We start from the raw sequence: 17,768 nt of genomic DNA, 5'->3' as shown, positions 1-17,768 counted from the left end.
AGAGCGGCGCGCCCCGCGGCCCCGCGCGTCAGACCGTCAGGTCGCCCGAGAACACCAGGTCGGCCGGGCCCGCCAGCGCGACGTGCTCCCCGTCCTCCGCCGCGAACATCCGCACGGTGAGCACACCACCGGGAACGCGCACGCGCCAGGTGTCCGGCGCCGCCGACCCCGCCCAGTGCCGGGTGGCCAGCGCCGCGGCGACCGCCCCGGTCCCGCACGACAGGGTCTCGCCGCTGCCGCGTTCGTGCACGCGCATCGTGATCTGCCCGACGCCGTCCTGCACCAGCGGGTCGCCCGGCAGCACGAACTCGACGTTCGCCCCCGCGGAGGGCGCCGGGTCGAGCACCGGCACGTAGGTGAGGTCCACGTCGGCGAGCTCGTCCTCGGTCGCGACGGCGACGACCACGTGCGGGTTGCCGACGTCGATGCCGAGCCCGGGCCGCGCCGTGTCGAGGTTCTTCGCGCGCACCATCACGTCGTCGGACCCGCGGCCGTCGATGCCGAGGCCCCAGCGGCCGAGGTCGGCGGAGAACCCGTTCGCCTGCCGCTGGATGTCGACGATGCCCTTGCGGCTGCCGACCGACAGGGTCTCGCCCGGTGCGAGGTCGACGAGCCCGGATTCGGTGAGGTACCGGGCGAACACCCGGATGCCGTTGCCGCACATCTCGGCGACCGTGCCGTCGGCGTTGTGGTAGTCCATGAACCAGGTCGCGTCGGGGTCTTCCGCGACGATGGCCTGCCCTTCCGGGATCGCGTCCGAGCGGACGGCGCGGATCACGCCGTCGGCCCCGACACCGAAGCGCCGGTCGGCGATCGCGCGGATCCGGTCGGGGGTCATCTCGACCGTGGCGTCGGGGTCGGCGAACAGGACGAAGTCGTTGCCGGTCCCCTGGCCCTTGGTGAAGTGCAGCTCGGTCACGGGACGATCCTACGGGCCAGCGCCGTGAGCCCGTCGCGGTCGGCGCCGGTCACGTCGAGGTCATCGGCCTCGGCGTACCGCTTGAACCACGAGACCTGTCGTCTGGCGTACTTCCGTGTCGCGATGCCGGTCGCCTCGACGGCTTCGGCGACGGTCGAGGATCCCCGCAGCACGTCGAGCGCCTGCGAGTACCCGATCGCCGCTCGCGCCGTCCGGCCCTGTTCGAGTCCGACGTCGCGGAGCCCGGCGACCTCGTCCACGAGCCCGTCGGCGAACATCCGCTCGGCGCGGGCGTGCAGCGCGGTCACGAGTTGCTCGCGATCACGACGCAGGTGCAGCACCCGGGCTGGTCGCCAGGCGCGGGGCGCGGACGGGAGGCTCGTGGTGACCTGGTCCGATCGGCTCGCGATCTCCACGGCGCGGATCAGCCGTCGCGGGTTGCGTGCGTCGATGGTGTCGGCGGCCGCGGGATCGAGTCCCCGGAGGCGTGCGAGGAGGACGTTCGGCCCGTGTTCCGCGTGCTCGCGCTCGAGCTCGGCGCGGAGCTCGGGGTCGGTCCCGGGGAAGTCGAGCTCGTACAGGACGGAGGACACGTACAGCCCGCTGCCGCCGACGAGCACGGCCACGCCGCCGTCGTCGGCGATGTCGGCGATCACCGCGCGGGCGTCGCGCTGGTACGCGGCGACGCTCGCCTCGTCGGTGACGTCGAGCACGTCGAGCTGGTGGTGCGGGATGCCGTGCCGTTCGTCGACGGGGACCTTCGCGGTGCCGATGTCCATGCCGCGGTAGAACTGCATCGCGTCGGCGTTCACGATCTCGGCGCGACGGCCCTGCTCGCGGTGCCGGTCGGCGATGGCGATGGCGAGGTCGGACTTCCCGGTGCCGGTGGCCCCGACGACGGCGATCAGCCCGGGCGAACCGGGGTCCGCGAACGTCCCAGGGGCGTCCGCGCCGGCGTCCTCAGCGGCCGACACGGAGCGTCGGGAGGCCGAGCGAGACCGGCTTCGGCCCGTCGCTCGGCGAGGAAGGCGTGGGAACGCCGCAGGATTCGGCCTGCGCACGGTCCCAGGCTTCCCCGGCGCGGGTCCGTCGGATCCGGAGCGGCGCGTCGGTGTCCGCGATCAGGAAGTGCGGCGCCGCGCGGGTGATCTCGACGGTGACGACGTCGCCGGGGCGCGGGACGTCGGACCCGGCCGGGACCGAGAAGTGCACGAGCCGGGAGTCCTCCGCGCGACCAGACAGGCGGTGTGTGGTGTCGTCCTTCCGGCCTTCCCCGGTCGCGACCAGCACCTCGACGGTGCGGCCGACCTGGTTCGCGTGTTCCTCGGCGGTGATGCGGTCCTGCAGGGCGACGAGTCGCTCGTACCGGGCCTGGACGACGGCCTTCGGGAGCTGGTCGTCCATCGTCGCAGCGGGCGTGCCCGGGCGGATCGAGTACTGGAACGTGAACGCCGACGCGAACCGGGCCTCCTCGACGACGCGCATGGTGTCTTCGAAGTCGTCCTCGGTCTCGCCGGGGAACCCGACGATGATGTCGGTGGAGATCGCCGCGTTCGGGATCTTCGCGCGCACCCGGTCGAGGATCCCGAGGAACCGCTCGCTCCGGTAGCTGCGACGCATCGCCTTGAGGACCCGGTCCGACCCGGACTGCAGCGGCATGTGCAGTTGCGGCATCACGTTCGGGGTCTCCGCCATGGCGTCGATGACGTCGTCGGTGAAGGCGGCCGGGTGCGGGCTGGTGAAGCGGACCCGCTCGAGCCCCTCGATCTGGCCGGCGGCGCGGAGCAGCTTGCCGAACGCCTGACGGTCGCCGAACTCGACGCCGTAGGAGTTCACGTTCTGCCCGAGCAGGGTGACCTCGATCGCGCCGTCGTCGACGAGCGCCTGGATCTCGGCGAGGACGTCCCCGGGGCGTCGGTCCTTCTCCTTGCCGCGGAGCGCGGGCACGATGCAGAACGTGCAGGTGTTGTTGCAGCCGACCGAGATCGACACCCAGCCGCTGTGGGTCGAGTCGCGCTTGGTCGGGAGGGTCGAGGGGAAGACGTCGAGCGACTCGAGGATCTCGAGCTGCGCCTCACCGTTGTGCCGGGCGCGTTCGAGCAGCGTCGGCAGCGACCCCATGTTGTGCGTCCCGAAGACGACGTCGACCCACGGCGCCTTCTCGAGGATGACGTTCTTGTCCTTCTGCGCCAGGCAGCCGCCGACCGCGATCTGCATGCCGGGGTGCTCGCGCTTGATGCCGGCGAGCTGTCCGAGGTTGCCGTAGAGCCGGTTGTCCGCGTTCTCCCGCACGGCACAGGTGTTGATCACGACGACGTCGGCCTGCGCACCGTCGGCAGCGACGTACCCGGCCGCCTGCAACGACCCGCTGAGGCGCTCGGAGTCGTGCACGTTCATCTGGCACCCGTAGGTGCGGACTTCGTAGGTGCGGGGGCGCGCTGCGACGGTGGCCATGGTCGTCCCAGTGTAAATCGCGGTGCGACTACTCGAAGCGCACGGGCCCACGCGGCCCGCCGGAGCGCGGACCGGCCCCACGCCCACCGCCGTCGAGCGCACGCTCCACCGCGATCCGGACGATGCCGCCGTTGTAGCCCTTGCGCATCAGGAACCCGGACAGGCGCCGCTCCGCCGTGGCGCGGTCGAGCCCGCGGAGCTGCCCGGCACGCTTCACCGCGAGGTCGATCGCCCGGACGAACTCGTCGTCATCGTCGTCCGTCGCTGCGTCGAGCGCGGCGTCGATCGCCGTCTGGTCGATGCCGCGACGACGGAGTTCCGCGACGACCCCCTGCTTGCCGAGGCCCTTGCGGTCGTGCAGCCGGTCCACGAGATCGGTCGCGAGGGCGACGTCGTCGAGCAACCCCACGCGGGTCAGGCGGTCGATCTCGTGCTCGACGACGTCCGGGTCGAGGTCGTTCTTCGTCAGGGTCGTGCGGAGCTCGGATGTACTGACGCCCTTGCGTCCGAGCGCCCGCATGCTGAGGCGTTCGGCATCAGCGCGCTGTTCGTCGAGGGGACGGGGGGCGTCGGCGGGGTCGATCTCGTCCCCGCCGACGATCGAGAACACCGACGCGGTGCTGGCATCGGCACCAGAGTCCTCCGCGTCGTACCCGGCCATCTCGGCCCGGGCACTCCGCCCGGAACCGTCGCCGACGACGGGCGACACCCAGTCGGCCTGAGCGCGGGGGCCACGCAGCGGCAGTGGCACCGGGGTGTCCGCGTCCGCGCCCTCGTCGAGCATCGACGACGGGGGCACGCGCAAGTCGCTGTCGCCGCCGTCGTCACCGGCGGTGGGTTCGGGCTCCGGAGTTGCACGACGGCGGGTCCTCGCACCGAACAGGTCGGTGACCGGTGCGAGGTCCGCTTCGTCGTCGCGGGTGGTCACGCGCCCTTGCGTGCAGCGAGCTTGGGCTCGATGGACTCGACCGGAGCGGCGTCCGCATCGGCCTTGGCCCCACCGATGCCGAGCTTGGCGAGGATCTTGCCTTCGATCTCGGCGGCGATCTCCGGGTTCTGGATCAGGAAGGAACGCGAGTTCTCCTTGCCCTGCCCGAGCTGGTCGCCGTCGTAGGTGTACCAGGCGCCCGACTTCTTGACGATGCCGTGGTCGACACCGAAGTCGAGCAGCGAGCCTTCCCGCGAGATGCCCGTGCCGTACAGGATGTCGAACTCGGCCTGCTTGAACGGCGGCGCCATCTTGTTCTTGACGACCTTGACGCGGGTGCGGTTGCCCACCGCGTCGGTGCCGCTCTTGAGGGTCTCGATGCGACGGATGTCGAGACGGACCGAGGCGTAGAACTTGAGCGCCTTACCGCCGGAGGTGGTCTCCGGGGAGCCGAAGAACACGCCGATCTTCTCGCGCAGCTGGTTGATGAAGATCATCGTGGTCTGGGTCTGGTTCAGCCCACCGGCCAGCTTGCGGAGCGCCTGCGACATGAGGCGTGCCTGCAGACCGACGTGGGAGTCACCCATCTCGCCTTCGATCTCGGCGCGGGGCACGAGCGCCGCGACCGAGTCGATGACGATGAGGTCGATGGAGCCGGAGCGGACGAGCATGTCCGCGATCTCCAGTGCCTGCTCGGCGGTGTCGGGCTGGGACACGAGGAGGGCGTCGATGTCGACACCGAGCTTCTTCGCGTACTCCGGGTCGAGCGCGTGCTCCGCGTCGATGAAGGCCGCGATGCCACCGTTGCGCTGGGCGTTGGCGATGGCGTGGATCGTCAGCGTGGTCTTGCCCGAGGACTCCGGGCCGTAGATCTCGATGATGCGGCCGCGCGGGAGTCCACCGATCCCGAGCGCGACGTCGAGGGCGACGGAACCGGTCGGGATCGTGGCGACCGGGGCGCGCTCGTCGGAGCCGAGGCGCATGACAGCACCCTTGCCGAACTGCCGGTCGATCTGCGCGAGTGCGGTCTCGAGGGACTTCTCGCGGTCTGCTGGTGATGGCATGGTGTGCTTCCTTCGTGCTCGATGTCTGCCGCCTGTAGGCTGTCTGATCCCCGGGGGCCGATGGTGCAAGGCCCCTGGTTCTCGGACAAGGCTTCGGGCGTTCCCGATGACTCGAACCTAGGGCGGGCCACCGACATCACTGCCGGTCACCGCGCTGCCTGTGGACGAACTCGTCGTTCTGCGCCGCTGTGGAGGAAGCTACCACCCGTCGAACACGTGTTCGAGCGACACGCCGAACAGGTGTTCGGAGAATCCGGTCAGTCCCGGGGCTCCAGCAGCCCCTTGCCGTGGCGACGATCCTGCGGCACGTCCTGGGAGTCGCAGAGCGCGTCCCAGACCTTGCGGGTGTCGATCCCGGCGGCGATCGCATCGGCGGCGGAACGGCCCCCGAGCTCCTCGAGCACGACGTCACGGGCGACGACCGCACCGTAGGCCTCACCGAAGACCTGGTCGACGGCTCGCCAGAACTCACTCACGCGCATCCCACCAGCCTAAACGCGGAGCCCGGCGAACGAGCACGGCCCGCAACGAGCGAACGCCCCCGCCGGCGAACCGGCGAGGGCGTTCGTGGTGCAGTGCGGGTCAGCGCACCGCGAGGTCGTTGTCGAACTCGGCGACGAGTTCGTCCGGGAGCGTGTCCGGGACCGGGGTGAGTCCTTCCACGACGGCGAGGCGGTCGCCCACTTCGCGCATGATCGTGGAGATGGGGGTGTCCAGCGCATCCGCAACGGAAGCGAGGATCTCCGAGCTGGCTTCTTTCTGCCCACGCTCGACTTCACTGAGGTACCCGAGAGCAACACTGGCCTTGGACGCGACCTGACGGAGGGTCCGGCCCTTCTGCAAGCGGAAGTCCCGCAGAACGTCGCCGATTTCCTGACGAACGAGAACCATGAGAACTCCTCCTCTCTGTCGTCTCCAAAGCCCGATGGGTCGGGATGACCGTCACGGGTTCAGCAACAGTAGCGTTGCCGGTTGCAGCATGCTAGCCACCTGGGCTGCCGTCCTGCTGGAGATTGCGTGAGATGTAACCCAGCGGTAACGCGGGCTATTCCCCGGTCGCCAGCTCGTCGAGCAGCCGTACCAGGAGTTCGGAGACGGAGGCCCGACGGATTGCCTCGCGGTCGCCCTCGAGGTGCAGTTCGACCGCCCGTGATCCCGACGCGGACGCGATCCCGACGAACACGGTCCCGACGGGCTTGCCGTCCTGCGGGTCGGGTCCGGCCACCCCGGTCGTCGAGATCCCCCACGTGGCGGGCACGCCGTCCACCGCCAGGGCGGTACGCACCCCTTCCGCCATCTGCGTGGCGACGTCCGGGTCGACGGCCCCGCGTTCCGCGAGCAGGGACGAGGAGACCCCGAGGACGGACGCCTTGATCGACGTCGCGTACGCCACCACCGCACCGCGCACCACAGCGCTCGCGCCCGGCACCTCGACGAGTTCGGAGACGACGAGGCCGCCGGTGAGCGACTCGGCGACCGCAACGGTCTCCCCGCGGGCGGTCAGTTCCGCGATCAGTCTCGGCGCGATCCGGACAGGAGGCTCGGCGTGCGACACGTCGGAGGCTCCGCTCACGCGGCGGTCCGGTTGTGCTTCCACGCCTGCCAGAGGTAGTCCAGGCCGCTCAGGACGGTGGCGATGAACGCCGCGGTCATCAGGATGCCGTTGGTCCAGTGCGCGAAGTCGCCGGCGAAGTTCCACCACGGGAAGAGCGCGAGCGTGATCGCGACGGCCTGCAGCACGGTCTTGATCTTGCCGCCGCGACTGGCCGGGATGACGCGGTCGGACAGCACCGCGAACCGGAACACCGTGATGCCGATCTCCCGCACCATGATCAGGACGGTCACGTACCAGGGCAGTTCGCCGAGGATCGAGAGCGCCACCAGGGCACCGCCGATGAGCACCTTGTCGGCGATCGGGTCGACGAGCTTGCCGAAGTCCGTGACGAGGTCCTGCCGACGCGCGATGATGCCGTCCGCGCTGTCGGTGACGATCGCCACGACGAAGATCACCGCCGCCCAGATCCGGACGGGGCCGTCGTGGCCGGCGTCCGACAGGAGCAGCACGAAGAACAGCGGCGCCATCAGGATGCGGATGACGGTGATGATGTTCGCGACGTTCGCCGTCGACGCGGGACCCGGACCCTTGCGGATCAGCCGTCCGCGCCACGGGAACCGCTTCGTGTTGGTGCCTTCCGAGGCGGTCATCGTGTTCACTCCCTGCCGGTGAGGCCCCAGGCGTCCTCGTCCGGTTCGTCCTCGACTTCATCGTACCCGCGGGTCATCTCCCCCACCGGGTCGGAACCGTAGCGGTCCCCGCCGTCCGACGGGCCCGCTGTGGCCGGGCCGGCGGCCGGGGCTGCCGGAGCGGCGGGTGCCGGGGGCTCTTCGCCGCGGAGCTTCGCGAGCACCGACGGCAGCTGATCGGTCGTGACGAGCACGTCGCGGGCCTTGGATCCCTCGGACGGACCGACGATGTCGCGGGACTCCATCAGGTCCATCAGGCGTCCGGCCTTCGCGAACCCGACGCGGAGCTTCCGCTGCAGCATCGACGTCGAGCCGAACTGGGTCGACACGACCTGCTCGACGGCGGCGAGCAGCAACTCGAGGTCGTCGCCGATGTCCGCGTCGATCTCCTTGCGCTCGACCACCGCGGCGACGTCCTGCCGGTACTCGGGCTGGGCCTGCCGGGTGACGTGCTGGACGACCTCGGCGACCTCGCTCTCCTGCACCCAGGCACCCTGGACGCGCACGGCCTTCGAGGAACCCATCGGCAGGAAGAGCCCGTCGCCCTGCCCGATCAGCTTGTCGGCGCCCGGCTGGTCGAGGATGACCCGCGAGTCGGTGACGCTCGTGACGGCGAACGCGATCCGCGACGGGACGTTGGCCTTGATCAGACCCGTGATGACGTCGACCGACGGGCGCTGCGTCGCGAGGACCAGGTGGATGCCGGCGGCGCGGGCGAGCTGGGTGATGCGGACGATCGACTCCTCGACGTCGCGCGGGGCGACGAGCATGAGGTCGGCGAGCTCGTCCACCACGACCAGCAGGTACGGGTACGGCTTGAGCTTCCGTTCACTGCCCGCCGGCAGCACGATCTCGTTGTTCTCGATCGCCTTGTTGAAGTCGTCGACGTGCCGGAACCCGAACGACGCGAGGTCGTCGTACCGCATGTCCATCTCCTTCACGACCCACTGCAGCGCTTCCGCCGCCTTCTTCGGGTTCGTGATGATGGGGGTGATCAGGTGCGGGACACCGGCGTAGATCGAGAGCTCGACGCGCTTCGGGTCCACGAGGACCATGCGGACCTCGGACGGCTTCGCACGCATCAGCAGCGACGTGATCATCGAGTTGATGAACACCGACTTGCCGGAACCGGTGGAGCCGGCGACGAGCAGGTGCGGCATCTTCGCGAGGTTCGCGACGACGAAGCCGCCCTCGACGTCCTTGCCGACGCCGATGGTCATCGGGTGCTTGGACTTCCGCGCCGCGTTCGAGCGGAGGACGTCGCCGAGGGAGACGATCTCACGGTCCGTGTTCGGGATCTCGACGCCGATGGCGCTCTTGCCCGGGATCGGGGAGAGGATCCGGACCTCGTTCGAGGCGACCGCGTACGACAGGTTCTTCGACAGTGCCGTGACGCGCTCGACCTTGACACCCGGGCCGAGTTCGATCTCGTAGCGCGTCACTGTCGGGCCACGCGAGAAGCCGGTGACCTTTGCGTCGACCTTGAACTCGGTGAGCACGCCGGTGATCGCCGCGACGATGTCGTCGTTCGCCTGGCTGCGCGCGACGGATGGGGTCCCCGAGCTCAGCGTGGTGGCCGCGGGGAGGCGGTACGGGCGGGAGGGGTCGTCCGCAGCGCCTGCCGCGGGGAGGTCGTCGGGTTCGTCCGCGGCGCCCGTCACGTCGTCCACGGGGTCGGCCGGGAGGCTCGGGGAGACGACCGCAGGGACGCCACCACTCGGACGGATCACCGCGGTCGCGTCGTCCGGCACCGGCGCGCCGAAGTCGCGGAGGGCCTGCTCGGCACGCTCGAGGTCGGCCGCGACCTCGGTCTCAGCGGAGCCGCCGAGGCCCGCAGCGTCGTCGAAGCGTGCAGAGCCATCGAGGCCCGTGGAGTCGTTGAGGTTCACCGATGCCGGTTCGGCCGGCGTGTGGTCGATCAGCCCGGCCGCAGCTCCGGCGTTCGGGGACGGTGCCGCGGACGGAGCACCGACGTTCGCCGCCGGGATGACGGGGCTGTCGTACGCGGGGTCTTCTTCGCGCCCGGACTTGTTCCGGCGCCACCAGGGGATGTTGCCTTCCGCAGCACCTTCCGCCGGTTCGTCCCCGTCCTCGCCGAAGCCGAGGTCCTCGAACAGCTGCAGGCCCTGCGAGTCGGTCTTGTTGGCGCGCTTCCGCGACGGCTTCGTGGCGGCGGGTGCTGCCGTGTCGGGCTCCGGCTCGGCCGCGGGTGCCGGGGCACCGAACAGGTACGCGTACAGCTCGTGCAGCCGACGACCGACCTTGTTCGGCGGGGTCTTCGTGATGATGAAGAGCGAGAGCACCAGGAGCACGATCGCGACCGGGACGGCGATCCACGCGGTCGCGACGGCCACCAGCCAGCCGATGACGACCCAGCCGATCACGCCGCCGGCAGCGGCGAGGGCCGGCATGCCGTCCGAGGCGCTCGGCTGCCCGCCGAAGACGTGGCAAAGCGAGGAGATCGAGACGAGGAGGAGTCCCAGCCCGATCCCGATCCGGGTGTTGTCGTGCACGGACGCCGGGTGCCGGAACAGCCAGCCGGCGAACACGACCATGATCACCGGGAGCGCGAACGCCAACCGGCCGAACAGCCCGCCGAACGTGTACGCGTCGAGCGCGATCGAGACGGCGTTCGTCGGGTTCAGCCACTCCACGACGGCGCCGGCGATCGCCAGCACGAACAGGAAGAACGGGAAGCCGTCGCGGCGCTGGTCCTTCTCGAGGGACTCCTTGCCGAGGAGCCGGAACATCGCGCCGACGCCGTGCGCCATCGCGAGCCAGGCGGTGACCAGCGGGTTCTGCCCGCTGAACTCCACCGCGGGGGCTGCCTGCGGGAGCTTCTTCGTGGTGGCCTGGGTGCGCGACGAAGGACGCGACCCGCTTCCGCGGGACGACGAGGACGCGCGCGAGCGCGTGGTCGACTTGGTGCCTCCGGCCATGGGCAGAACCCTAACGCCACCTGGGGACGTTCCCGGGGAGGCGCGCACGGCTGTGGACAACGGCAGGAGGCCCGCCGCACTTCCGAGACGGACGTGCGACGGGCCTCCAGGCCGACAGGCGACAGGCGACAGGCGACAGGCGACAGGCGCAGCCGACAGCAGCAGCCGAGCGCTACGCCTCGATGATCACCGGGACGATCATCGGGCGACGACGGTGCTTCGTGTTGACCCACCGGCCGACGGTCCGACGGACCACCTGGCTGAACGCGTGCTGGTCCCGCGTGCCGTTGCCGGCCGCGTCGGCCAGCGCACGCGCGATCTGCGGGCGGACGTCGTCGAAGACGGAGTCGTCCTCGGCGAAGCCGCGCGACTGGATCTCCGGGCCGATGACGCACTGGCCGGTGGCGAAGTCCACGGCGCAGAAGACGGAGATGAAGCCCTCTTCGGCGAGGACGCGGCGGTCCTTGAGGTCGGCGTCGGTGATCTCGCCGACGGTCGACCCGTCGACGTAGACGTACCCGATGTCGAGCTGCCCGGCGACGTTCACGACGCCGTCCTTCAGGTCGACGACGATGCCGTCCTGCCCGAGGATGACGTTGCGCGGCGGCACCCCGGTCTGGATCGCGAGGTCCGCGTTGGCGTACAGGTGGCGGTGCTCGCCGTGCACGGGCAGGACGTTCCGCGGCCGCAGGATGTTGTAGCAGTAGAGGAGCTCGCCGGCGGAGGCGTGTCCGGAGACGTGCACCTTCGCGTTGCCCTTGTGCACGACCTTCGCGCCGAGCTTGGTGAGCCCGTCGATCACGCGGTACACGGCGTTCTCGTTGCCCGGGATGAGGCTCGACGCCAGGATGACCGTGTCGCCCTCGCCGATCTCGATCTGGTGCTCGAGGTTCGCCATGCGCGCCAGGACGGCCATCGGCTCGCCCTGGGACCCGGTCGACATGTAGACGATCTGGTCGTCCGGGACGTTCTTGGCCTTCTTCGTGTCGATGAGCACGTTCTCCGGCACGCGGAGGTACCCGAGGTCGGCGGCGATCGTCATGTTGCGGATCATCGAGCGGCCCATGAACGCGACCTTGCGGTTCGCGGCGGCCGCGGCGTCGAGGACCTGCTGCACGCGGTGCACGTGCGAGGAGAAGCTCGCGACGACGACCTTCTTGCGGGCGCGCATGATGATGTTCTCGAGCACGGGTCCGATGTCGCGCTCGGGGGCGGTGAAGCCCGGCACGTCGGCGTTCGTGGAGTCCGGCAGGAACAGGTCGACGCCAGCTTCACCGAGGCGCGCGAAGGCGCGGAGGTCGGTGATGCGGTCGTCGAGCGGGAGCTGGTCCATCTTGAAGTCGCCCGTGTGCAGCACACGACCGGCGGGGGTCGTGATTGCGACGGCGAGGGCGTCCGGGATGGAGTGGTTCACCGCGACGAACTCGAGGTGGAACGGGCCCAGCTGCTCGGTCTGGTCCTCGGCGACGACCAGCGTGTACGGCTTGATCCGGTGTTCCTTGAGCTTCGCCTCGACGAGGGCCAGGGTCAGCGTGGAGCCGATCAGCGGGATGTCGTCGCGGAGCTTCAGCAGGTACGGGACGGCGCCGATGTGGTCCTCGTGGCCGTGCGTGAGCACGACGCCGAGGACGTCGTCGAGGCGGTCCCGGATCGGCGCGAAGTCCGGCAGGATCAGGTCGACGCCCGGCTGGTGCTCTTCCGGGAAGAGGACGCCGGCGTCGACGATGAGGAGCTTGCCCTCGTACTCGTAGACGGTCATGTTGCGACCGATCTCGCCGAGGCCACCGATCGGGATGACGCGGAGGGTGCCCGGCTCGAGGGGCTGGGGTTCGGAGACTTGCGTGGGCATTCGGTCCTGACTGCTTCGGCGGCGCGCGATCCCGCGCGCCGCGGTCGATCAACGGGTGGTGCCTGGCACCTTCGGAAGCGCACCGCCGGCGGCCGCGTTGCGGTCCGGGCGGAAGTTGGAGAAGTCGGCGCCGGGGATCCCGTGCACCGCTTCGAGGGAGGTCTCGATGGCGTACGCCTCGGAGTCCTCCGGGCCGACGAGCGGCAGACGGACGCGCGGGCTGCCGATGCGGCCGAGCCCGTGCAGGATGTACTTCGCCGCGACGGTGCCGGGCACGTGGGTCATCACCGCGCGCACGAGCGGCTCGATGCGCTGGTGCTCGCGGGTGGCCGTGGCGAGGTCCCCGGCGTTCACGGCGTCGATGATCGTGCGGTACGGCGTGCTGGTGATGTTCGCCGTCACGCCGATGAGTCCGGTGGCGCCGATCGACAGGTGCGGGAGCACGTTCGTGTCGTCGCCGGAGAAGTACATCAGGTCGGTGTTGTTCAGCACGCGGGACACCTCGGCGAAGTCGCCCTTGGCGTCCTTCACGGCGAGGATGTTCGGGTGGTGCGAGGCCCGCACGATGGTCTCGTACGTGATCGGGATGCCGGTGCGACCGGGGATGTCGTAGAGGATCACCGGCAGGTCGGTGGCATCCGCGATCATCCGGAAGTGCGTCAGCACGCCCGACTGGGTCGGCTTGTTGTAGTACGGCGTGACGATCATCACACCGTCGGCGCCGGCCTTCTCGCTCTGCTTGTAGAGGTGGATCGCGTGCGCGGTCTCGTTCGAGCCACCGCCCGTGATGATCTTCGCGCGGCCGCCGGCGACGGACTTGCCGACCTCGACCAGGCGGAGCTTCTCCGGGTCGGTGAGCGTCGAGGTCTCACCCGTGGTGCCGGTGACGACGATGCCGTCGGCGCCGGCGGTGATGCAGTCGTCGATGTGCTGCTCGACGCCGGGCCAGTCCACTTCGCCGTCAGCGGTGAACGGGGTCACGAGGGCGACGAGGACCTGACCGAAGGGATTCTCACGCGGGGACACGGGCACCAGCGTACCGGGGATGCGGACCGGTTCGGCCGTCCGGATGGACGGTGGTCGGACGGGAGGCCCGGTGCGGCCCCGTCACGCCGGTGGCGACCGGCGTGCGGGCGCGTCTCAGGCGCGGCGTCGCCACTCGACGAAGCGGTAGCGGACGCCGCCGTTGCGGGACTCCTGCCAGGCGCCGTCGTCGACGACCTGCCAGGTGTCGGTCTGGTCGCCCAGGGACGGCGCGGTCGTGTCGCCGGGGACGTCCGTGTCGATCACGGTCTCGGACACCCGGTCCGCGAACGGCAGTGCGGCCGCGTAGACCTGGCCACCGCCGATGATCCACACGGGTTCGTCGGTGTCGAGCGCGGTCGCCAGGTCGTGCACGACCTCGGCCCCCTCGGCCGTCCACGACTCGTCGCGGGTCAGCACGACGTTGCGGCGGCCGGGCAGGGGTCGGAAGCGCGGCGGGAGCGAGTCCCAGGTGCGCCGACCCATCACGACGGTGCCGGAGCCGGTGACCTGCCGGAAGTGCGCCAGGTCTTCCGGGACGTGCCACGGCATCCCGCCGTCGGCGCCGATGACCCCGCCGGTCGACCGCGCCCAGACCATCCCGACTCCGCGGATGGGTTCCGACCAGGGTTCGGTCGGCATCAGACGGCGACCGCGCCCTTGATCGCCGGGTGGTGGTGGTACCCAACGACCTCGAAGTCCTCGTACACGTAGTCGTCGATGGAGTCGCGCGGCGCGATCTCCAGCGTCGGCGGCGCGTACGGCGTGCGGGAGAGCTGCTCCTCGACCTGCGCGACGTGGTTGTCGTAGATGTGGCAGTCTCCGCCGGTCCAGACGAAGTCGCCGACCTCGAGCCCGGTCTGCGCCGCGATCATGTGCGTCAGGAGCGCGTACGAGGCGATGTTGAACGGGACGCCGAGGAACATGTCCGCGCTCCGCTGGTAGAGCTGGCACGAGAGCTTGCCGTCGTTGACGAAGAACTGGAAGAACGCGTGACACGGGGCGAGCGCCATGTCCGGGATGTCCGCGACGTTCCATGCCGAGACGATCAGCCGGCGGGAGTCCGGGTTCACCTTGATCTGCTCGATGACCTGGGCGATCTGGTCGATGTGCTCCCCCGAGGGCGTCGGCCATGAGCGCCACTGCACGCCGTACACCGGACCGAGGTCGCCGGACTCGTCAGCCCACTCGTTCCAGATCCGGACGCCGTGCTCCTGCAGCCAGGTGGCGTTGCCGTCGCCGCGGAGGAACCAGAGGAGTTCGTACGCGATCGACTTGAAGTGCACGCGCTTCGTGGTGATGAGCGGGAAGCCCTCGGACAGGTCGTAGCGGAGCTGCGCGCCGAAGACACTGCGGGTGCCGGTCCCGGTGCGGTCGCCCTTCGGAGCACCCTCGGTGAGGACGCGGCGGAGCAGGTCTTCGTACGGGGTGGCAACGGTGGCGTCGGGCTGGACGGTCGCAGTGTCGGTCACGGCAGAAGCCTAAACGGGACCACCCACACTGGCGAGCCGACCTGCGCGGCGTACCCCGGGCCTCCAGTGGCGGATGCGTACCGTTGCTGCCAAGGAGGCCCACATGGCGGAACAGCCGCTCTCGATCCTGGTGGCCGGCGCGTCCGGCTTCATCGGGACCCCCCTGGTGCGCGCGCTGCGCGACGCCGGGCACCACGTCTCGACCCTGGTGCGGCGCGAACCGCACTCCCCCACCGAGTTCCGCTGGGCGCCGGGCAGCCGCCCGCTCGACCCGGCCGTGCTCGACGGCGCGGACGTCGTGATCAACCTCGCCGGTGCGAACATCGGCAAGCTGCCGTGGACCGACTCTTACAAGCTGGAGATCGAGCGCTCCCGCATCGACGCGACCGACACCCTGGTCGAGGCCATGCGGCACGCGAGCACCCCGCCGCGACTGTTCCTCTCCGGCTCCGCGTCCGGCGTCTACGGCGACCGTCCGTCGGACGTGTTGCAGGACGACGCCGCAGCGGGGTCCGGGTTCCTCGCCGAGGTCTGCACCGCGTGGGAAGCCGCGGCGAACCAGGCGCCGGACGGGGTGCGAGTCGTGACGCTGCGCACCGGGATCGTCATCGGGCAGGGCGGCGGCGCGCTGGCTCCGCTCATCCCGCTCACGAAGTTCGGCCTCGGCGGTCGGCTCGGCACCGGCGGACAGCACTGGCCGTGGATCGCGCTCGAGGACGAGGTCGGGGCGATCGTGCACCTCGCGACCGCACCGGGCGCCGCGGAGGTCACCGGACCGGTGAACCTCGCCGGACCGGAGCCCGCCGTCGCCGACCGCATCACGAAGCGCGTCGCCGAGGACCTGCACCGGCCGTACGTGTTCCGGATCCCGGAGTTCGCGCTGAAGGCCCTGCTGCGGGAGGCCGCTGACGAGATGCTCCTGTCGAGTCAGCAGATGGTGCCGACGAAGCTCCTGGAGTCCGGGTACACGTTCCGGTACACACGCGCCGAGGACGCGGTCGACGCGGTCTTCTAGCGCGCGTGCGTCAGCGCCCGTGCGCGTGGGGCCTGTGCGCGTGTGTCAGCGCGCGTGCGTCAGCGCGGTCCGCATCGCCGCCCGGGCCCGCTTCCGGTCCCCCGCGGCGTCGTAGACGACCCCGAGCCGGAACCACGCGCGCCAGTCGTCCGGCGCCGCCTCGACCGCGGCCTTGTACTGCGGGAACAGCTCGTCCGCGGCGGCCCGGTCCGGCCGCCCCGACGGACGGACGGGGACGACGTCACCGGGTGTGCCGCCTTCGCGCTCGAGCCGGGCACCGAGACGCGTGATCCGCAACCCGAACCGGAGCTCGAGCACGAGCAGCAGTGCCCCGATGACCGCGATCACGAACAGCGCGACACCGATGGCGATGCCGATCGCCAGACCCGTGGCGATGAAGGCGACGGCGCGCTGGCCGACGAGCACGATGTACAGCGCGAGCAGCACCGTCATCAGGGCTGCGCCCCAGAACGGCGAGCGGATCCCCACGGTCAGCCGATGCCGAGCACGGAGCCGAGCCCGACGGTGAGGCCGCGGAGGTCGACGACCGCGGACACTGCGGCGCGGATGCCCGGCGCGTAGGCGATGTCGTCGTTGGTGTCGTGCCGGATCGTCAGGGTCTCCCCCGGGCCGCTCAGCACCACGTCCTGCACGGCCTTCACGCCGGGCAGTCGCAGCGAGTGGATCGGCACGCTCGCGACCTGCTGCCCGCGGGCGCGCTGGTCGACGTGCGGGGCGTCGACGGGGCCGACGTCCCGGCGCGCCTCGGAGATGAGCTCCGCAGTGCGCACCGCGGTGCCGGACGGGGAGTCGATCTTGCCGGCGTGGTGCGTCTCGATGATCTCGATCGCGGGGAACCACGGTGCGGCGATCGTGGCCAGGTGCGTGCCGAGGACGGATCCGATCGAGAAGTTCGGGACGACGAAGGCCCCCTGCTCCGGCCGTTCCGCGAGCGCGGTCCTGAGCGATGCCAACCGACTCGCCGACCAGCCGGAGGTGCCGACCAGCACGTTCGCGCCGCTCTCCAGCGCGTTCGAGACGATCGCCGGGCTGAGCGCCGGGACCGTCACGTCGACGACGACCGCGGCACCGTTGAACACCGACGGACCGGCTTCGTGCGCGCCGTCTTTCGACGACAGGCTCGCGACGAGCTCGAAGCCCGGCAGTTCCTCGACCACGGCGGCGACGAGGCCCCCGAGTCGACCGGTGGCGCCGACGACGGCGACGGGAGTGACCATGCGCTCCATCCTAGGATCGACGCATGACCATCGATCGCACCCCGGTCACCGTGCGCACCGTCCCGGCGGACCTGCCCGAGGTCGATGCGCTCCTCGACGCCTACCTCGACGAGCGCGAGGCGACGTTCCCGAGCGCGCAGGGGACGTACTCCCGGAAGCGCACGCCGGCGGTGGAGTTCACGCCGCCGCGGGGTGTGTTCGTCGTGGCGTACGACCCGGACGGCGTCCCGATCGGCTGCGGCGGACTCCGGCGCATCACGGACGACGGCGACGACGTCCGGTTCGAGGTCAAGCACGTGTTCGTCTCGCCGGCGGGCCGCGGCCGCGGGGTCGCGACGGTGGTCATGGACGAACTCGAACGCGCGGGTGCCGCACTCGGGGCGACGGCGATCGTGCTCGATACGAACGACTCCCTCGTGGCGGCCGGCGCGATGTACCGCAGCCGCGGCTACGCCCGCGTCGACCCCTTCAACGACAACCCGAACGCGACCGCCTGGTACCGCAGACCCGTCGGGCAGCGTCCCTAGATGTAGTTCCCCGTGAGGTTATGAACGCGATCTGATGGGGTTTGGCCGCCGAGGCCGGTGTGTGGTCGGTGGTGATTGTAGTGATGCAGCCAGTCC

The 17,768-nt window shown here is 70.5% G+C and carries 19 protein-coding genes; 2 read left to right on the top strand and 17 right to left on the bottom strand.

Annotated features, from left to right (window positions below; all coding sequences use genetic code 11):
- Positions 1–28 precede the first annotated feature (28 nt).
- The 14 genes from dapF to EDF55_RS18130 form a co-directional block, all read right to left on the bottom strand.
- Positions 29–919 carry a diaminopimelate epimerase gene (gene dapF / locus EDF55_RS18195; protein WP_123656399.1) on the bottom strand — a complete coding sequence of 297 codons (891 nt, stop codon included), beginning with the start codon at positions 917–919 and terminating at the stop codon, positions 29–31.
- On the bottom strand, positions 916–1,893 hold the full coding sequence (gene miaA, locus EDF55_RS18190) for a tRNA (adenosine(37)-N6)-dimethylallyltransferase MiaA (RefSeq protein WP_123656398.1): 978 nt from the start codon (positions 1,891–1,893) through the stop codon (positions 916–918). The genes dapF and miaA overlap by 4 nt, the downstream gene beginning before the upstream one ends.
- On the bottom strand, positions 1,880–3,373 hold the full coding sequence (gene miaB, locus EDF55_RS18185; RefSeq protein ID WP_123656397.1) for a tRNA (N6-isopentenyl adenosine(37)-C2)-methylthiotransferase MiaB: 1,494 nt from the start codon (positions 3,371–3,373) through the stop codon (positions 1,880–1,882). The genes miaA and miaB overlap by 14 nt, the downstream gene beginning before the upstream one ends.
- A gap of 28 nt (positions 3,374–3,401) precedes the next feature.
- Entirely contained in the window at positions 3,402–4,301 is a 900-nt protein-coding gene (locus EDF55_RS18180) for a regulatory protein RecX (protein ID WP_123656396.1), read from the bottom strand.
- Positions 4,298–5,365, bottom strand: a complete 1,068-nt coding sequence (gene recA / locus EDF55_RS18175; protein WP_123656395.1) for a recombinase RecA — start codon at positions 5,363–5,365, stop codon at positions 4,298–4,300. Before recA ends, EDF55_RS18180 begins: the two co-directional genes overlap by 4 nt.
- A gap of 257 nt (positions 5,366–5,622) precedes the next feature.
- A complete protein-coding gene (locus tag EDF55_RS18170) occupies positions 5,623–5,847 on the bottom strand; it encodes a DUF3046 domain-containing protein (protein WP_123656394.1) in 225 nt (74 codons plus the stop codon).
- A gap of 100 nt (positions 5,848–5,947) precedes the next feature.
- Positions 5,948–6,256 (bottom strand): helix-turn-helix domain-containing protein, encoded by a 309-nt coding sequence (locus tag EDF55_RS18165; protein ID WP_058725115.1) that lies wholly within the window; start codon positions 6,254–6,256, stop codon positions 5,948–5,950.
- Positions 6,257–6,410: 154 nt separating this feature from the next.
- Positions 6,411–6,938 (bottom strand): CinA family protein, encoded by a 528-nt coding sequence (locus EDF55_RS18160; protein ID WP_260236104.1) that lies wholly within the window; start codon positions 6,936–6,938, stop codon positions 6,411–6,413.
- The gene (gene pgsA, locus EDF55_RS18155) at positions 6,935–7,570 is read right to left on the bottom strand and encodes a CDP-diacylglycerol--glycerol-3-phosphate 3-phosphatidyltransferase (protein ID WP_165931567.1); all 636 of its coding nucleotides are present in this window, start codon (positions 7,568–7,570) and stop codon (positions 6,935–6,937) included. The genes EDF55_RS18160 and pgsA overlap by 4 nt, the downstream gene beginning before the upstream one ends.
- A gap of 5 nt (positions 7,571–7,575) precedes the next feature.
- Positions 7,576–10,548 carry a DNA translocase FtsK gene (locus EDF55_RS18150; RefSeq protein ID WP_123656392.1) on the bottom strand — a complete coding sequence of 991 codons (2,973 nt, stop codon included), beginning with the start codon at positions 10,546–10,548 and terminating at the stop codon, positions 7,576–7,578.
- Positions 10,549–10,720: 172 nt separating this feature from the next.
- Entirely contained in the window at positions 10,721–12,397 is a 1,677-nt protein-coding gene (locus EDF55_RS18145) for a ribonuclease J (RefSeq protein WP_123656391.1), read from the bottom strand.
- 48 nt (positions 12,398–12,445) lie between these two features.
- Entirely contained in the window at positions 12,446–13,423 is a 978-nt protein-coding gene (gene dapA / locus EDF55_RS18140; protein WP_123656390.1) for a 4-hydroxy-tetrahydrodipicolinate synthase, read from the bottom strand.
- Positions 13,424–13,537: 114 nt separating this feature from the next.
- On the bottom strand, positions 13,538–14,062 hold the full coding sequence (locus EDF55_RS18135) for a dihydrofolate reductase (protein ID WP_123656389.1): 525 nt from the start codon (positions 14,060–14,062) through the stop codon (positions 13,538–13,540).
- Positions 14,062–14,892, bottom strand: a complete 831-nt coding sequence (locus tag EDF55_RS18130; RefSeq protein WP_123656388.1) for a thymidylate synthase — start codon at positions 14,890–14,892, stop codon at positions 14,062–14,064. Before EDF55_RS18130 ends, EDF55_RS18135 begins: the two co-directional genes overlap by 1 nt.
- A gap of 103 nt (positions 14,893–14,995) precedes the next feature.
- Between EDF55_RS18130 and EDF55_RS18125 the strand changes: the two genes are divergently transcribed.
- Positions 14,996–15,907 carry a TIGR01777 family oxidoreductase gene (locus EDF55_RS18125; RefSeq protein ID WP_123656387.1) on the top strand — a complete coding sequence of 304 codons (912 nt, stop codon included), beginning with the start codon at positions 14,996–14,998 and terminating at the stop codon, positions 15,905–15,907.
- A gap of 45 nt (positions 15,908–15,952) precedes the next feature.
- Here the strand turns inward: EDF55_RS18125 and EDF55_RS18120 are convergent, their stop codons facing one another.
- Both EDF55_RS18120 and dapB read right to left on the bottom strand, forming a co-directional pair.
- Positions 15,953–16,360, bottom strand: coding sequence for a tetratricopeptide repeat protein (locus EDF55_RS18120; protein WP_185017543.1), 408 nt, complete (start codon positions 16,358–16,360; stop codon positions 15,953–15,955).
- Positions 16,361–16,398: 38 nt separating this feature from the next.
- The gene (gene dapB, locus EDF55_RS18115; RefSeq protein ID WP_185017535.1) at positions 16,399–17,145 is read right to left on the bottom strand and encodes a 4-hydroxy-tetrahydrodipicolinate reductase; all 747 of its coding nucleotides are present in this window, start codon (positions 17,143–17,145) and stop codon (positions 16,399–16,401) included.
- Between the two features lie 23 nt (positions 17,146–17,168).
- On the opposite strand from dapB, the gene EDF55_RS18110 reads away from it, so the two are divergent.
- On the top strand, positions 17,169–17,672 hold the full coding sequence (locus tag EDF55_RS18110; RefSeq protein WP_123656385.1) for a GNAT family N-acetyltransferase: 504 nt from the start codon (positions 17,169–17,171) through the stop codon (positions 17,670–17,672).
- On the opposite strand, the gene EDF55_RS18105 is transcribed toward EDF55_RS18110, so the two are convergent.
- Positions 17,669–17,768, bottom strand: a 100-nt coding sequence (locus EDF55_RS18105) for an integrase core domain-containing protein (RefSeq protein WP_132048956.1), incomplete at its 5' end; no start/stop codon positions are given. The genes EDF55_RS18110 and EDF55_RS18105 overlap by 4 nt on opposite strands.

Origin of the sequence: Curtobacterium sp. ZW137 (assembly GCF_003762905.1) — a bacterium.
Taxonomy (GTDB): domain Bacteria; phylum Actinomycetota; class Actinomycetes; order Actinomycetales; family Microbacteriaceae; genus Curtobacterium.
This window is presented reverse-complemented; position numbering and strand designations above follow the sequence as displayed.

Excerpts from the sequence above, each read along its gene's own strand:
- miaB (WP_123656397.1), bottom strand. The coding sequence starts at position 3,373 with ATGGCCACCGTCGCAGCGCGCCCCCGCACCTACGAAGTCCGCACCTAC.
- recA (WP_123656395.1), bottom strand. The coding sequence starts at position 5,365 with ATGCCATCACCAGCAGACCGCGAGAAGTCCCTCGAGACCGCACTCGCG.
- EDF55_RS18170 (WP_123656394.1), bottom strand. The coding sequence starts at position 5,847 with ATGCGCGTGAGTGAGTTCTGGCGAGCCGTCGACCAGGTCTTCGGTGAG.
- EDF55_RS18165 (WP_058725115.1), bottom strand. The coding sequence starts at position 6,256 with ATGGTTCTCGTTCGTCAGGAAATCGGCGACGTTCTGCGGGACTTCCGC.
- pgsA (WP_165931567.1), bottom strand. The coding sequence starts at position 7,570 with ATGACCGCCTCGGAAGGCACCAACACGAAGCGGTTCCCGTGGCGCGGA.
- EDF55_RS18150 (WP_123656392.1), bottom strand. The coding sequence starts at position 10,548 with ATGGCCGGAGGCACCAAGTCGACCACGCGCTCGCGCGCGTCCTCGTCG.
- EDF55_RS18145 (WP_123656391.1), bottom strand. The coding sequence starts at position 12,397 with ATGCCCACGCAAGTCTCCGAACCCCAGCCCCTCGAGCCGGGCACCCTC.
- EDF55_RS18135 (WP_123656389.1), bottom strand. The coding sequence starts at position 14,062 with ATGCCGACCGAACCCTGGTCGGAACCCATCCGCGGAGTCGGGATGGTC.
- EDF55_RS18125 (WP_123656387.1), top strand. The coding sequence starts at position 14,996 with ATGGCGGAACAGCCGCTCTCGATCCTGGTGGCCGGCGCGTCCGGCTTC.
- EDF55_RS18120 (WP_185017543.1), bottom strand. The coding sequence starts at position 16,360 with ATGACGGTGCTGCTCGCGCTGTACATCGTGCTCGTCGGCCAGCGCGCC.
- dapB (WP_185017535.1), bottom strand. The coding sequence starts at position 17,145 with ATGGTCACTCCCGTCGCCGTCGTCGGCGCCACCGGTCGACTCGGGGGC.
- EDF55_RS18110 (WP_123656385.1), top strand. The coding sequence starts at position 17,169 with ATGACCATCGATCGCACCCCGGTCACCGTGCGCACCGTCCCGGCGGAC.